The 13778-nt window shown below is 69.7% G+C and carries 15 protein-coding genes; 11 read left to right on the top strand and 4 right to left on the bottom strand.

What is annotated here, in order from left to right; all coding sequences use genetic code 11:
* Positions 1-151: 151 nt before the first annotated feature.
* From AVKW3434_RS10000 to AVKW3434_RS09980, 5 genes are read left to right on the top strand one after another with little or no spacing between them, the layout of a single operon-like run.
* Positions 152-1168, top strand: a complete 1017-nt coding sequence (locus AVKW3434_RS10000) for an alpha/beta hydrolase (RefSeq protein WP_284405779.1) — start codon at positions 152-154, stop codon at positions 1166-1168.
* A gap of 10 nt (positions 1169-1178) precedes the next feature.
* Positions 1179-2168 carry an aldo/keto reductase gene (locus AVKW3434_RS09995; RefSeq protein ID WP_284405719.1) on the top strand — a complete coding sequence of 330 codons (990 nt, stop codon included), beginning with the start codon at positions 1179-1181 and terminating at the stop codon, positions 2166-2168.
* A 15-nt stretch (positions 2169-2183) separates the two neighbouring features.
* A complete protein-coding gene (locus AVKW3434_RS09990) occupies positions 2184-2801 on the top strand; it encodes a flavodoxin (RefSeq protein WP_272566039.1) in 618 nt (205 codons plus the stop codon).
* On the top strand, positions 2798-3622 hold the full coding sequence (locus AVKW3434_RS09985; protein WP_284405718.1) for a (R)-mandelonitrile lyase: 825 nt from the start codon (positions 2798-2800) through the stop codon (positions 3620-3622). The genes AVKW3434_RS09990 and AVKW3434_RS09985 overlap by 4 nt, the downstream gene beginning before the upstream one ends.
* 35 nt (positions 3623-3657) lie before the next feature.
* Entirely contained in the window at positions 3658-4743 is a 1086-nt protein-coding gene (locus tag AVKW3434_RS09980; protein WP_284405717.1) for an alpha/beta hydrolase, read from the top strand.
* 91 nt (positions 4744-4834) lie between these two features.
* Here the strand turns inward: AVKW3434_RS09980 and AVKW3434_RS09975 are convergent, their stop codons facing one another.
* Together AVKW3434_RS09975 and AVKW3434_RS09970 are read right to left on the bottom strand one after the other, a co-directional pair.
* The gene (locus AVKW3434_RS09975) at positions 4835-5644 is read right to left on the bottom strand and encodes an alpha/beta fold hydrolase (RefSeq protein WP_284405716.1); all 810 of its coding nucleotides are present in this window, start codon (positions 5642-5644) and stop codon (positions 4835-4837) included.
* Between the two features lie 96 nt (positions 5645-5740).
* Positions 5741-6646 carry a LysR family transcriptional regulator gene (locus tag AVKW3434_RS09970; RefSeq protein WP_284405715.1) on the bottom strand — a complete coding sequence of 302 codons (906 nt, stop codon included), beginning with the start codon at positions 6644-6646 and terminating at the stop codon, positions 5741-5743.
* Between the two features lie 126 nt (positions 6647-6772).
* Here AVKW3434_RS09970 and AVKW3434_RS09965 point away from each other — a divergent pair, with 126 nt between their 5' ends.
* The 3 genes from AVKW3434_RS09965 to AVKW3434_RS09955 all read left to right on the top strand — a co-directional run bounded on the left by AVKW3434_RS09965 (position 6773) and on the right by AVKW3434_RS09955 (position 8858).
* Positions 6773-7213, top strand: a complete 441-nt coding sequence (locus AVKW3434_RS09965) for a DoxX family protein (RefSeq protein ID WP_284394691.1) — start codon at positions 6773-6775, stop codon at positions 7211-7213.
* 53 nt (positions 7214-7266) lie between these two features.
* Positions 7267-8091, top strand: a complete 825-nt coding sequence (locus AVKW3434_RS09960) for a DODA-type extradiol aromatic ring-opening family dioxygenase (protein WP_284405714.1) — start codon at positions 7267-7269, stop codon at positions 8089-8091.
* Positions 8092-8168: 77 nt separating this feature from the next.
* A complete protein-coding gene (locus tag AVKW3434_RS09955) occupies positions 8169-8858 on the top strand; it encodes a hypothetical protein (RefSeq protein ID WP_284405713.1) in 690 nt (229 codons plus the stop codon).
* Between the two features lies 1 nt (position 8859).
* Here AVKW3434_RS09955 and AVKW3434_RS09950 read toward each other — a convergent pair whose 3' ends face one another.
* Positions 8860-9336, bottom strand: coding sequence for a PACE efflux transporter (locus AVKW3434_RS09950; protein WP_284405778.1), 477 nt, complete (start codon positions 9334-9336; stop codon positions 8860-8862).
* Positions 9337-9453: 117 nt separating this feature from the next.
* On the opposite strand from AVKW3434_RS09950, the gene AVKW3434_RS09945 reads away from it, so the two are divergent.
* On the top strand, positions 9454-10401 hold the full coding sequence (locus AVKW3434_RS09945) for a LysR family transcriptional regulator (RefSeq protein WP_284405712.1): 948 nt from the start codon (positions 9454-9456) through the stop codon (positions 10399-10401).
* A gap of 60 nt (positions 10402-10461) precedes the next feature.
* Here the strand turns inward: AVKW3434_RS09945 and AVKW3434_RS09940 are convergent, their stop codons facing one another.
* The gene (locus AVKW3434_RS09940; RefSeq protein WP_284405711.1) at positions 10462-11280 is read right to left on the bottom strand and encodes a fumarylacetoacetate hydrolase family protein; all 819 of its coding nucleotides are present in this window, start codon (positions 11278-11280) and stop codon (positions 10462-10464) included.
* 85 nt (positions 11281-11365) lie between these two features.
* Between AVKW3434_RS09940 and AVKW3434_RS09935 the strand changes: the two genes are divergently transcribed.
* Together AVKW3434_RS09935 and AVKW3434_RS09930 are read left to right on the top strand one after the other, a co-directional pair.
* Positions 11366-12292, top strand: coding sequence for a PPK2 family polyphosphate kinase (locus tag AVKW3434_RS09935; protein ID WP_284405710.1), 927 nt, complete (start codon positions 11366-11368; stop codon positions 12290-12292).
* Positions 12293-12458: 166 nt separating this feature from the next.
* On the top strand, positions 12459-13760 hold the full coding sequence (locus AVKW3434_RS09930) for a Glu/Leu/Phe/Val family dehydrogenase (protein ID WP_284405709.1): 1302 nt from the start codon (positions 12459-12461) through the stop codon (positions 13758-13760).
* Positions 13761-13778 lie beyond the last annotated feature (18 nt).

Genomic DNA, 13778 nt, shown 5'->3' with positions numbered 1-13778 from the left:
GTCCGAGGCGAGGGTGGAACGCTGCGCAGTCGCGATGACAACGATCCGTCGCCAGTCGCAGCGTGCGAAGCCACCCGGATTCCACAACCCTTTCTGGACAGGAGCCTCGCCCATGATTCCCAACCCATTGAAAACCACGCTTCTTGCGGCGATGGTCGGCATCGCCGGCGCAGAGGCCGTCTCGGCGGACCATGAGAAGAACCCCTTCACCCTGGTCTACGAGGGTGCGATCACCAGGAACGAGCCCGGCAAGGTTCAGATCCACCCCGTCAGATACGTGCTCAATGGCCTGGACATTTCCGCGAATGTCTACACGCCGGCCCATTTCGATCCTGCCAAGGCCTATCCCGCCGTCGTGGTCGCGCATCCGAACGGCGGGGTCAAGGAGCAGGTGGCGGGCCTGTACGCGCAACGACTGGCCGAGCAGGGCTACATCACGATCGCGGCGGATGCGGCCTACCAGGGCGCCAGCGGCGGACTGCCTCGCAGCGTGGACAAGCCCGCGAACCGCATCGAGGACATCCACGGCATGGCGGATTTCCTGGCGCGGTATGCCGGGGTGGACCCCCAGCGCATGGCGCTGCTGGGCCTGTGCGGCGGCGGTGGGTATTCGCTGGCTGCGGCCCAGACGGACAAGCGGTTCAAGTCGGTCGCGACGGTCAGCATGTTCAATTCGGGACGGGTGCGCCGCAATGGCTATGCGGATTCCCAACTCCACACCGTGCCGCAACGGCTGCAGCAGGCTTCGGCGGCCCGGGCGCAGGAGGCCGCGGGCGGAGAAGTCCTTTACGCAGGCGATGCCAACCTCAACGACGAGCAGATCGCAAAGCTGCCCTTCGACCTGTACCGCCAGGGCTACGCGTATTACTGGAAGACGCACGCACACCCGAACTCGACCTTCAAGTACACGATGAGCAGCCTGGTGGACCTGATGCGCTGGGATGCGACCGACCATATCGACCTGATCGAGCAGCCCTTGCTGATGATCGCCGGCAGTCAGGCCGACAGCCTGTACATGAGCGAGGACGCCTTCGCCAAGGCCACGGGCGCCAAGGACAAGGAACTGTTCAAGATCGAAGGGGCCACCCACATCGAGACCTATTGGGTCCCGCGCTACGTGGATGCGGCCATGGCCAAGCTGACCGCGTTCTACGCAAAAACTTTGTGAGGTGAACCCCATGGAAAAACGTCAACTGGGCCAATCCGGCCTGCAGGTGTCCGCACTGGGCCTGGGCTGCATGGGCCTGAGCCATGGCTATGGGCCGGCGACCGACCGGCAGCAGGCGGTCTCTCTCATCCGGGCCGCGGTGGAGCGCGGCGTGACCTTCTTCGACACCGCAGAGGTGTACGGCCCCTATCTCAACGAGGAGGTGGTCGGCGAAGCCTTGGCACCGATGCGCGATCAGGTCGTGATCGCCACCAAGTTCGGCTTCACGTTCGGGGACGACGGCAAGCAGCAGATTCTCAACAGCCGGCCCGAGCACATCCGCCGGGCGGTGGAGGGTTCGCTCAAGCGCCTGCGCACGGGCGTGATCGACCTGCTCTACCAGCACCGGGTGGACCCCGATGTGCCCATCGAGGATGTCGCCGGCACCGTGAAGGCGCTGATCGCCGAAGGCAAGGTGCGCCACTTCGGCCTGTCGGAGGCCGGGGCGCAGACCATTCGCCGTGCCCACGCGGTGCAGCCGGTGACCGCCTTGCAGAGTGAATACTCCCTGTGGTGGCGCGAACCGGAGCAGGCGATCCTGCCGACCCTGGAAGAGCTGGGGATCGGCTTCGTACCGTTCAGCCCCCTGGGCAAGGGGTTTCTCACCGGGGCCATCGACCCGACCACGCCCTTCGGCCAGGACGACTTCCGCAGCATCGTGCCCCGCTTCAGTCCGCAGGCGCGCCAGGCCAACCAGGCGCTGGTCGAGTCCTTGGGCGCCATTGCGCAAGCCAAGGGCGCGACGCCCGCACAGGTGGCCCTGGCGTGGCTGCTGGCGCAAAAACCGTGGATCGTGCCCATTCCCGGAACGACGAAGCGGCACCGTCTGGACGAGAACCTGGGCGCGGCATCCCTGGCGCTTTCCGCCGACGATCTCCGCAGTATCGCGCGCGTGCTGGCCGAAGTGCCGATCGAAGGCGACCGCTATCCCGCAGCGCTGCAGGCGCGCGTGGGACGTTGATGCACAGGCGCTCGCATGGCATTCCCACCAGCGCCTGACCGGCGTGCGCTGATGGCCTCGCTGGCGGGGCTGTCGCTCGGCGGCCCGGCAGGCGCCAGCACCCGATCGGAGGGGCCGCGCCCAGGCCCATCGCCGACCACGCTGGTGGCCTGCTTCTCGCGCACCGGCAACACGCGCGTCGTGGCCGGCCTGATCCAGCGCGCCCACGGTGCCGATTTCTTCGAGATCCAGACGGCCGTGCCCTATCCCGCGGAATACCTCGCGGTGGTCGAGCAAGCCCGGAAAGAGCGCGACAGCGGCCTTGAACCCGCGCTGCATGCGCAGGTGCCGGGCATCGGCCGCTACGACACGATCTTCCTGGGCTTTCCGATCTGGGGCGAGACGGCACCTCCTGCCATCCGCTCGTTCCTCTCCACACACGATCTTGCAGGCAAGACCTTGATCCCCTTCGTCACCCACGGGGGCTACGGATTGGGCAACAGCCCGTCCGTGCTCGCGGCCCATGCGCCGAAGGCGCGGCTGCACCGCGGCTTCGCCATGGAGGCGGACCAGGAGCGGCGCACCATGAACCAGGTGACGCAATGGCTGCAAGCCCATCTCCCGTCCACCACACGCCAAGGAGGCACACCATGAAACCCATCGCAGCCGCTGCGCTTGCGCTCTCGATGCTGAACACCGCCGGCGCCGCAGAACCGGAAATCCGGATCTCCCGCGCGGCCTCGCGCCCGGTGCAGTCGGCACCGGCGCAGAACTTCACCGGCACGGTCCAGGTCGAGATGCTCTTCACCCCCGACGGCGGCACCCGCACCTCGGCGGGCAAAGTCCGCTTCGCCCCCGGTGCCCGCACCGCGTGGCACACCCATCCGCTGGGCCAGACGCTGATCGTGACGGAAGGGGTCGGCCGCGTGCAGCGCTGGGGTGGACCCGTCGAGGAAATCCGTCCGGGCGATGTCGTGCGCATCCCGCCCCATGCGCGCCACTGGCACGGCGCCGCGCCGGACAGCGCCATGGCGCACATCGCCATCCAGGAAGCGCAGGACGGCAAGACCGTGGACTGGCTGGAGCAGGTCAGCGAACAGGACTACCAGGCAAAGCCGCGCACGGACACGCCCCCGTCTCCCTCCGCTTCTGCGGCCCAGCCCTCCCGTGCCCAGCAGTTGCTCGGCGACGTCGCGCCGAAGCTGGCCCAGCTCACCGACGACGTGCTGTTCGGCGATGTCTGGGCCCGGCCGGGCCTGTCGCCGCGTGACCGGAGCCTGGTCACCGTCAGCGCACTGATTGCGATGAACCGCCCCGACCAGCTGCGCTCGCACATGGCGCTGGCGCGGCAAAACGGCGTCACCGAGTCGGAACTGGTCGAGGCGCTGACACACCTGGCGTTCTATGCGGGCTGGCCGAACGCCGTGACGGCTGCCGGCGTGGCGCGGGACGTCTTCAAGGCCCCTGTCCAATGAGAAAGCGCAAAGCCCCGACCCCGTGGAGGAACACCATGCAACGCCATCTCTGCAAGACCCTGACCGCGCTGCTCGGCGGCACGGTCGCTCTTCACGCCCATGCCGCGCCGCAGGAGACTGCGGCTTCTGCACCCATCGCCGTCCAGGCGCAGGGCAGTTTCGCGGTCGGCGGCACCGTCGTGCAAAGCCCTGGCACCTACGTCCTCGGACAGCCGGGACCGGCCGGGCAGACCTTGCACGGCGACCATGCCCGCGTGACCTACCAGATCCCGGTGAACGCGCGCCAGCTGCCCCTGGTGATGTGGCACGGCTTCGGCGTGTTCTCCAAAACGTGGGAGACCACGCCCGATGGCCGCGAAGGGTTCCAGACGATCTTTCTGCGCCGCCGATTTCCGGTCTACCTCGTCGATCAGCCGCGCAGAGGGGGTGCCGGCCGCAGCACCGTGGCCGGCCAGATCACGGCGGAGCCCGACGAGCAGCGCTGGTTCAACGTTTTCCGCCTGGGTGTCTGGCCGAATTTCTATCCGCAGGTGCAGTTTCCGGGCGACCCGGAGTCCTTGAACCAGTTCTTTCGGCAAATGGCGCCCGACACCGGTCCCCTGGACAACCCCGTGGCCGTCGATGCCATGTCCGCGCTGTTCCGGCGCATCGGGCCCGGCGTGCTGGTGACGCACTCCTACAGCGGCGGGCTCGGCTGGAAGGCCGTCATGGACAACCCCGCCATCCGCGCCGTCGTCTCCTACGAGCCCGGAAGCGGCTTTGTTTTTCCCGAAGGTGAAGTGCCCCCCACCCTGCCCAGCCTGACCGGCCCGCTGAACGGGGTCGCGGTGCCGATGGCGCAGTTCAAGGCGCTCACGCGGATTCCCATCGTCCTCTACTACGGCGACAACATCCCTGCAGCGCCGAGCACGGACCCCGGACAGGACAACTGGCGCGTGCGGCTGGCGATGGCACGGCTGTGGGTCGAGGCCGTCAACCGGCATGGCGGCGACGCGAAGCTGGTGCATCTTCCCGAGATCGGAATACGCGGCAACACGCATTTCCCGTTCTCCGACCTGAACAACGTGCAGGTGGCCGATCAGATGCAGCAGTTTCTGTCCAGCAAGCGGCTGGATCGATAGGGTGATTCGACGGACGGGCAGAGCGCCTGCTTGCAGGGAAAGCCTTCGGACACGGGTTCGCGTGGCAAAGACAACAGCCTCTCCACCGGCTTCATATCTCGCCCAAAAACTGCCTCAGCAAGTCCGTGACGGCATCGGGGCACTCCAGGGACGGCAGATGCGCCACGCCGTGCAACGCGATCCCCTGTGCATTCGGCATCTGGTCTGCGGCCCTCTGGGCGCGCTGCTGAACGTGGGGAAAATCCAGGTCACCCCAGACCACTTGGGCAGGCAACCGGATCTCCGCGAGCCGGCCGTACACCGGCACGTTGTCTGTCTCCCCGCCCCGGAGCCTGTTCGCGATGGCGATCGCATTCATCGCCAGGAACAGCTTTCGCGCGTCGCCTTCCACCCGGAGTTCGGGCGACAGGGGGCCGTCCAGCCAGAGGCGTGCCTTGATACGGTTCAGTGCCTCCCAGTCCTGAGCCTGCTCCGCGAGTTGCTGCGCTCTCAGCAGGCTTTCGATCTCGGGGGGATACGCCGGCGCCGGGGCGCCGCTGAGCGAGGGGGCGATCAGAAAGAGGCCCCGCACCCTGGACGGATGCGCCAACGCCATCTCCAGCGCGATGCGGCCACCCTGGGAGCAGGCCACCACGACCGCCGGTTCCGTCACGCCCAGGCCCTCCAGAACGGCCAGCCCATCCGCCATCGATGACGAATCGGCCGTGCGCAGGGGCGAGTCACCGAATCCGGGGCGGTCATAGGCCATCACCCGGCAGGTGCCGGCCAATGCGCCCATCTGGGCCGCCCACATGCGCCTGTCACAGACCGCAGCGTGGAGGAACACGACGGGCAGGCCTTGCCCGATGGCCTGCACCGACAGCAGCGATCCTTGCGACGGGAGGGTCCTCATTTCTGTCATCGCGCTCTCCAGGGGATCGCATGGCGTTGGAATGGGCTGCCTTGGGTGGTGGGATCTCCGGCGGCGGCTGTGCGCATTGTCATCGGTGCGCGAGCGTCAGGACGGCAATGGCGCCCCACCCAGGCGCTCGGCCAGAAAGTCGATGAAGCTGCGCAGCTTGAGCGGCATCTGTCGCCGGCTGGCATAGACGGCATACAGTGTGCCCACGAACTCCGCATCGCCCGGCAACTGCACCAGCCGCCCGCTGGCCAGGTCGTCGTCCACCAGCCATGCGGGCAGGAAGGCCGCGCCCATGCCGGCCACCACGGCGTGGTAGCTCAGGGTGCTGTCGCTGGACTTCATCACGGCGTCGATGTGCCGGTGCATGCCTTCCTGCAGGGCATTCTTGAGGCGCTCGAGCTGCACGTAATTGGGCATGACCATCGGGATGGGCCGGGGCGCGCCGGCCGAATCAACGTCCCCGTCGGGGCCGGACTGGAAGCCGGGCGCCGCGACCAGATGGAACGCCATCTGGCACAGGGGCCGCGCGATCAGTTGGGGCGCAGGCTCGGCGGTCATGCGTAGCGCCACGTCGAACCCCTCCGAGACGAGGTCCACCATGCGGTTGTCCAGGTGCAGGTCCAGCCGCACCTCGGGGCATGCCCGGCGATAGTCGGCCAGCAGCCGGGCGAAGCGCGGGGTGGCACACCACACGGGGGCGCTGATGCGCAACTCGCCCCGCGGCCGGTTCTGCCCGTGGCCCACCGAGGCCGCGGCTGCGTCGAGCAGTTCCAGCGCCTGCCGGCCCTGCTCGTAGAACGCCGTGCCGGCCTCCGTCAGGCTCATGCTGCGGCTCGTGCGGTGCAGCAGGCGCGCGCCCAGCGTGCGTTCCAGCCGGGCGATGTGCTTGCTCACCATGGGCGGCGCCATGCCCAGGCGGTCCGCGGCGGCACTGAAGCTGCCGGCTTCGACGATCGCCTGGAACACGCGCAGGCCGGTCAGTTCCAGGTCTGCAGGGTTCATGGTTGCCAAAAAAGGAAAGAATGCCATCACTCTAACGCCATCGATTTCCTTTGGGGGAAATCTTAAATTGCGTCCAGTCCCATTCCCTTTCATCGCCACGCGCTGTGGCCCCTTTGGAGAACCGCCATGCCCGCCACCCCGTATTCGCCCACCGCCGCCACCCCGTCCGCGGGCCGGGCGCTGCGCATCGGCCTCTGGATCGCCCAGGTGCTGGTCGCCGCGGTGTTCTGCGCCTCGGGCGTCGTGAAGCTGACCACGCCCATTCCTGAACTGAGCGCGATGATGCCGTGGACGGGGCAGTACCCCGTCGCCTTCGTGCGGGCCATCGGGCTGATCGACATTGCGGGCGGCCTGGGCATCCTGCTGCCCGCGCTGACGCGCATCCTGCCCCGGCTGACCGTGCTGGCGGCCCTGTGTTGCGTGGTGCTGCAGGGGCTCGCCATCGCCTTTCACCTGAGCCGCGGCGAGGCGATGGTGGTGCCGCTCAACCTCGTGCTGCTGGCGCTGTGCACCTTTGTGCTGTGGGGCCGCGCCCGGCGCGCGCCGATCCGCCCGCGCGGTGCCTGACACCCTCGCCGGCGCCTTTCGCCCTCTACCGCCCCCCATTCCCACGGACCGCCATGAACTCGCCCTCCTCCCCCCTGCCCACCTATTTCCTGTCGCACGGCGGCGGCCCCTGGCCGTACGTGCCCGAGATGCGCCGCACCATGCACACGCTGGAGCACTCGCTGCAGGACATCCCGCGCCAGATCGCCACCCGCCCCCAGGCCGTGCTGGTGGTGTCCGGCCACTGGGAGGACGAGGCCTTCGCCGTGATGGCCAGCCCCCGGCCGCCGATGGTGTACGACTACCACGGCTTTCCGCCCCACACCTACGAGGTGCGCTACCCGGCGCCGGGCGCGCCCGCCCTGGCGCAGCGGATCGCCGCCCTCATCGGGGCCGCCGGCCTGCCCAGCCGGCTCGATGCGGAGCGGGGCTTCGACCACGGCACCTTCGCGCCGCTGCAGGTGATGTACCCGGCCGCCGACGTGCCGGTGATCCAGGTGTCGCTGCAGCGCGATCTGGACCCGGCCCAGCACCTGGCGCTCGGCCGCGCACTGGCGCCGCTGCGCCATGAAGGCGTGCTGATCGTCGGCAGCGGGCTGAGCTACCACAACCTGCGCCGCTTCGGCGAGGCCGGGCGGGCGCCTTCGGTGGCGTTCGACCAATGGCTGCAGGACGCGCTGGTGCACGCGGATCCGGCCGACCGGCCCGCGCGGCTGATGGGCTGGGAAAGCGCGCCGGCGGCCCGCATCGCCCACCCGCGCGAGGACCACCTGATTCCGCTCATGGTCGCGGCCGGCGCGGCCGAGGCCGAACGGGCCGACTGCGTGTACCACGAGGAAGGCGTGTACGGCGGCGTGACGGCGTCGAGCTTTCGCTTCGGCGCTGGCGCGGCGCACTGAAACGCCCGGCAACGCCTGGCCTGGGCGCTTCGGGCATCATGGGCAGCCTCTTTCACTGCACGCCGCCGCGCCACGCCATGAAGCCCCTTCCCGCCCCCGCACGCCTGTCCCCGCTCTTCGTGGCGGCCACCCTGATCCTGGGCGCCGGCGCGGCCACGGCCCAGACGGCCCCGGCCGCAGCGCCCACGGCGGTATCCCCCGCCGCCGCACCCGCCCAGACCGTGCGCCTGCGCGGCACCATCGAAGCCGCCACGCCCACTTCGCTCACCGTCAAGGAACGCGGCGGGCAGACGGTCACGCTGGCGCTTTCGCCCACGCTGGTGGTGCAGGAGGTCTATCCGATCGCGCTGGCGGACATCCAGCCGGGCAGCTTCATCGGCACGGCCGCGCTGCCCCAGGCGGACGGCACCCAGCGCGCCATCGCCGTCACGGTGTTCCCCGAATCCGCGCGCGGGGCCGGCGAGGGCCACCGCCCGTTCGACCTGCAGCCCCAGAGCACCATGACCAACGCCACCGTGGCCGACGTGGCAGGCGTGTCCGATGCCGCCGGCGGGGCCGCCAAGGGCCGCACGCTGAAGCTCACCTACCTGGGTGGCGAGAAGACCGTCATCGTGCCGCCCGGCGCACCGGTGGTGACCTTCCGCGGCGGCGACCGCAGCCTGCTGGTGCCGGGCGCCAGCGTGTCGCTCACCGCGCAGGAGGTGAACGGCACCCCCACGGCCACGCGCATCAACGCCGGGCGCAACGGCTTCGCACTGCCTTACTGAATCACTGAATCACGGTCTGGGGGGTGGCCTGCGTGGTGGCCTGAACGCCGGACGGCCCCGCCTGGGCCGATGCCGGCAGGCCGAAGATGCGGTCGAAGCCCCAGTTGAAGACGAAGGTGTAGCAAAGAAAGAAGGCGATCAGCCCCAGGTCCATCACGAAGGCCTGCCACAGGCTGACCTTGAACCACCAGGCGAACAGCGGCACCAGGGTGAAGACCAGGCCGCCCTCGAACCCGATGGCATGGGCGATGCGGCGCGCCGTGCTGCGCCCGCGCACCGGCTGGCGCACCTCCCAGCGCTCGAACGCCCAGTTGAACACGAGGTTCCACACCACCGCGATGGCCGAGGCCGCCACGGCGACCACGCCGGAATGCCCCGGCCCCTGCCCCGTGAGCCACGCCAGCGCCGCCGTGGCGGCCACGATGGCGATGAGCTCGTACAGGGTGACGTAGAGCACGCGGCGCGGCAGGCCTTGCAGGCCGGTGGGGCGGTGGGTAGCGGGGGCGGTGTGCGTGGACATGGGGCCACTGTATGTGTGTCAGGCTGATACATAAAGTCAGCTTGTTTCAGTTTTATTGATAGATACTCCGGCCCCATGGCGTTCTCTTCCGACAGCGTGCAGGTGTTTCTGGCCGTGCTGGACCAGGGCTCGTTCTCGGCCGCGGCGCGGGCGCTGTCGCGCGTGCCCTCGGCCGTGAGCATGACCATCGCCCACCTCGAAGCCGAGCTGGCCGTGCCGCTGTTCGACCGCACCGGCCGCGAGCCCCGCCCCACCGCCGCGGCCCGCGCGCTGGAGCCCCAGGCGCGGCTGCTGGCGGCGCAGCTCAAGCAGCTGAACGCGCAGGCGCTGGCCCTCACCCAGGGGCTGGAGGAGCGCCTGACCCTGGCCATCGCGCCCGAGCTGCTGGCCGCCCACTGGCGCAGCCCGCTGGCGGCCCTGGCCGAGGAGCACCCGCTGCTGCAGGTCGAGGTGCTGGCCGCGCCGCAGGCCGATGCGCTGGCGCTGCTGCACGCCGGGCGCGCGCAGCTGGCGCTGGTGTTCGAGCGGCCCAGCATGGACGGGCGCGAGGGCTTCCAGGAGGTGGGCAGCGAAACCCTGGTCGCCGTGATGGCGCCGGGCCACCCCGTGCTGGCCGCCGCGCAGGCCGCGGCCGCGGAGCGCGGCGAGCCCCCGGACGCCGCCCTGCTGCGCGAGGAACACCTGACCACCACGCGCCAGATCGTCGTGGCCAGCCGCGACCTGGCGCAGACCGATCCGCGCTTCGTGTTCGCGCGCCACCACTGGCGCACCGACAACCACCTGGCCGCGCTGGGCCTGATCGAGGCGGGCCTGGGCTGGGGCTGGCAGCCGCGCGCGCTGGTGCAGCCGCGCATCGCGGCGGGCTCGCTGGTGGAGATGCCGTTCGAGAACCTGAGCAACGGCGTCGCGCTGTGGGTGGACGTGGTGTGGTCCAAGGAGCGCCCGCTGGGCCTGGGCGCACGGCGCTTCGTGGAGCTGATCGACGGGCAGGCCGCGCGGCCTTTGAGCCAAAACCGGCCCTAGCGCATATTCCACTAGGGCATATTGCTATTTATTCAATAGCACAACACTCCGAGGTACCGGCTACAGCTGCACGCTCGCGGTGCCGATGCCGTCGAACGCCACCTCCACCGCATCGCCCAGGCGGGCGTTCAGCCGACCGGCCCAGTTGCCGGTGGTGACCACGGTGCCGGCCGGCAGGGTGCCGAAGTGCTGCGTGGCATGGCGCAGCCACGCGGCCAGCAGCCAGGCGGGGTCGCCCAGCGAATGCGTGCCCTGGCGCTCCACCGCGTCCTGGCCCGTGATGCGCACCGTGCAGCGCTGCTGCGCCCAGTCGGGCGGCGCGCCGGCATCGAACGGCACCCAGTCGCCCAGCACCAGCGCGCCGTGCGACTGCTGGTCGGCCAGCGTGAGCAGGCCAGCCACCGCGCCGTCCTGGGCCCAGCGCGTTTCCACGATCTCGATCAACACGGCCATCGCGTCGACCAGGTGCGCGCCCTCGCCGTCGGCCAGCCGGGCCGCGGTGGCGGCATCCACCGCCTGGCCCAGCCGCAGGGCGATCTCGGCCTCGATGCCGCGCAGCGCGAACGGCCAGGCCTGCGCCTGGGCCGGATGGGCCCACACGCCCGCCTCGGGCAGCGGGGCGTGGGTGAGCACGGTCGCCCGGTCCGCGCCGCCGGACTTCCAGTACCGGGGCACGCCGGTGGACCACCAGCCCAGCGCCTGCGCCACGGCGCCCTGCACGGCATAGGCGGCATCGGCGTCCGGCAGGGCCGCCGCCAGCGGCTGCGCGTCGGCGGGCACGGCGGTGGCGCGGGCCTGCAGCAGGGCCTGCGCGACCGCGGCAACCCCGGCAACCGGAGGGGAGGAATCGGCGGAATTCACGGCGGGGTCGACGGACATGGCAGGCTTTCTCGTTCAGGGGCTCGGACAACGATTGTGCGGCCCGCGCGACACTATGGACTTTCCCACCCCACCAGGACCCGCCATGGCCGCCAAAGCCCCCGCCCCCGCTCCCCTGACCCCCGACGAGATCGCCCGGCGCCTGGCGCCATGGCAGCCCGCGCCGGCCCAAGCGGAGCCGGCCGGCAAGGCCGCGAAGGCCGAGGCCAAGGCAGCGGCGAAAGAAGGCCCCCTGCCCGCCCTGGACCTGGCCCGCTTCGACCCCTCGGCCAAGCCCTTCTCGCAGGGCGACAAGGCCAGCGACAAGGCGCGCGTCGAGGCCCTGGCCCTCGAACTGGACGCCCTGCAGGACCTGCTGTACGCCGACAAACGCTACAAGCTCCTGGTGATCCTGCAGGGCACCGACACCTCCGGCAAGGACGGCACGGTGCGCGGGGTGTTCGGCCGCATGAGCGCGCTGGGCGTGCACGCCGTGGGCTGGAAGGCGCCCACCGACACCGAACGCGCCCACGACTACCTCTGGCGCATCCACCAGCAGGTGCCCGGCGCGGGCGAGCTGACCGTGTTCAACCGCAGCCACTACGAAGACGTGCTGGTGCCCGTGGTGAACGGCTGGATCACACCCGAGCAGCACCGCCAGCGGCTGGCGCACATCAACGACTTCGAACGCCTGCTGACCGAAACCGGCACCGTGGTGGTGAAGTTCATGCTGCACATCAGCCGGGACGAGCAGCGCAAGCGCCTGCAGGAGCGCCTGGACGACCCGGCCAAGCACTGGAAATTCGACCTGGGCGACATCGCCGCGCGCAAGCAGTGGGACGACTACCAGCGCGCCTACGCCACCCTGCTGGCCGCCACGCACACGCCGTGGGCCCCCTGGACCATCGTGCCCGCCGACTCCAAGACCCATCGCAACCTCATGATCGCCACCGTGCTGCGCGAGGTGCTGGCCCGGCTCGGCCTGCGCTACCCCGAAGGCGATCCCGCGCTGGCGGGCATCCAGGTGGAATGAGCCGCGCGACCGCCCGTCGGCCGGCCCTTGAAAAACGGCGCTGCGACCCGCTGCCCAGGTTATGCATTCGACGCATAAACCTGTAACACTACGGCCTTGGACAGTTGCCGGGGGCAGGCATAAGCTCCGTCGTCTGAACTGATCCCTCCTTCAAGGAAACCCCCTCATGTCGAACACCAACGGCACCCGCACCCAGCACGAACTGCCCTCCTACCTCCAGGCCGACGACCTCGGCCCGTGGGGCAACTACCTGCAGCAGGTGGACCGCGTCACCCCCTACCTGGGCAGCCTGGCCCGCTGGGTGGAAACGCTCAAGCGCCCCAAGCGCATCCTGGTGGTGGATGTGCCGATCGAAATGGACAACGGCACCATCGCCCACTTCGAGGGCTATCGCGTTCAGCACAATCTGAGCCGCGGCCCCGGCAAGGGCGGCGTGCGGTTCCACCAGGACGTCACGCTGTCCGAAGTGATGGCCCTGTCGGCCTGGATGTCGGTCAAGAACGCGGCCGTGAACGTGCCCTACGGCGGTGCCAAGGGCGGCATCCGCGTCGATCCCAAGAAGCTGTCGCGCGGTGAGCTGGAGCGCCTGACGCGCCGCTACACCAGCGAAATCGGCCTGCTCATCGGCCCTTCGAAGGACATTCCCGCCCCCGATGTGAACACCAATGGCCAGGTCATGGCCTGGATGATGGACACGTACTCCATGAACACCGGCGCCACCGCCACGGGCGTGGTCACCGGCAAGCCGGTGGACCTGGGCGGCTCGCTCGGCCGCGTCGAGGCCACCGGCCGCGGCGTGTACACCGTGGGCGTGGAAGCCGCCAAGCTGACGGGCCTGCCGCTGGAAGGCGCGCGCATCGCGGTGCAGGGCTTCGGCAACGTGGGCGGCATCGCCGGCAAGCTGTTCGCCGAAGCGGGCGCCAAGGTCGTGGCCGTGCAGGACCACACCGGCACCATCTTCAACCAGGGCGGCCTGGACGTGCCCGCCCTGCTGGAGCACGTCAAGAAGACGGGCGGCGTGGGCGGCTTCGCCGGCGCCGATGCGATCGCCAAGGAAGACTTCTGGGGCGTGGACTGCGAGATCCTCATCCCCGCCGCGCTGGAAGGCCAGATCACCAAGCACAACGCCGGCCAGATCAAGGCCAAGCTCGTGATCGAAGGCGCCAACGGCCCCACGACCACCGAGGCCGACGACATCCTGCACGACAAGGGCGTGCTGGTGCTGCCCGACGTGATCGCCAACGCCGGCGGCGTGACGGTGAGCTACTTCGAATGGGTGCAGGATTTCTCCAGCTTCTTCTGGAGCGAGGACGAGATCAACGCCCGCCTCGTGCGCATCATGCAGGAGGCCTTCGCCGGCATCTGGCACGTGGCGCAGGAACACAAGGTGAGCCTGCGCACGGCCACCTTCATCGTGGCGTGCCAGCGCATCCTGCACGCCCGCGAAATGCGCGGTCTGTACCCCTGATCCGCCTTTGCCCGAGGA

Source organism: Acidovorax sp. SUPP3434 (genome assembly GCF_030159015.1).
GTDB lineage: Bacteria > Pseudomonadota > Gammaproteobacteria > Burkholderiales > Burkholderiaceae_C > Paracidovorax.
Note: the sequence above shows the minus strand (reverse complement) of the source record. Positions and strands in the feature narration are given on the sequence as shown.

Coding starts and splice junctions, on each gene's coding strand:
- AVKW3434_RS10000 (WP_284405779.1), top strand. CDS start 152: ATGGTCGGCATCGCCGGCGCAGAGGCCGTCTCGGCGGACCATGAGAAG.
- AVKW3434_RS09995 (WP_284405719.1), top strand. CDS start 1,179: ATGGAAAAACGTCAACTGGGCCAATCCGGCCTGCAGGTGTCCGCACTG.
- AVKW3434_RS09990 (WP_272566039.1), top strand. CDS start 2,184: ATGGCATTCCCACCAGCGCCTGACCGGCGTGCGCTGATGGCCTCGCTG.
- AVKW3434_RS09985 (WP_284405718.1), top strand. CDS start 2,798: ATGAAACCCATCGCAGCCGCTGCGCTTGCGCTCTCGATGCTGAACACC.
- AVKW3434_RS09980 (WP_284405717.1), top strand. CDS start 3,658: ATGCAACGCCATCTCTGCAAGACCCTGACCGCGCTGCTCGGCGGCACG.
- AVKW3434_RS09975 (WP_284405716.1), bottom strand. CDS start 5,644: ATGACAGAAATGAGGACCCTCCCGTCGCAAGGATCGCTGCTGTCGGTG.
- AVKW3434_RS09970 (WP_284405715.1), bottom strand. CDS start 6,646: ATGAACCCTGCAGACCTGGAACTGACCGGCCTGCGCGTGTTCCAGGCG.
- AVKW3434_RS09965 (WP_284394691.1), top strand. CDS start 6,773: ATGCCCGCCACCCCGTATTCGCCCACCGCCGCCACCCCGTCCGCGGGC.
- AVKW3434_RS09960 (WP_284405714.1), top strand. CDS start 7,267: ATGAACTCGCCCTCCTCCCCCCTGCCCACCTATTTCCTGTCGCACGGC.
- AVKW3434_RS09955 (WP_284405713.1), top strand. CDS start 8,169: ATGAAGCCCCTTCCCGCCCCCGCACGCCTGTCCCCGCTCTTCGTGGCG.
- AVKW3434_RS09945 (WP_284405712.1), top strand. CDS start 9,454: ATGGCGTTCTCTTCCGACAGCGTGCAGGTGTTTCTGGCCGTGCTGGAC.
- AVKW3434_RS09940 (WP_284405711.1), bottom strand. CDS start 11,280: ATGTCCGTCGACCCCGCCGTGAATTCCGCCGATTCCTCCCCTCCGGTT.
- AVKW3434_RS09935 (WP_284405710.1), top strand. CDS start 11,366: ATGGCCGCCAAAGCCCCCGCCCCCGCTCCCCTGACCCCCGACGAGATC.
- AVKW3434_RS09930 (WP_284405709.1), top strand. CDS start 12,459: ATGTCGAACACCAACGGCACCCGCACCCAGCACGAACTGCCCTCCTAC.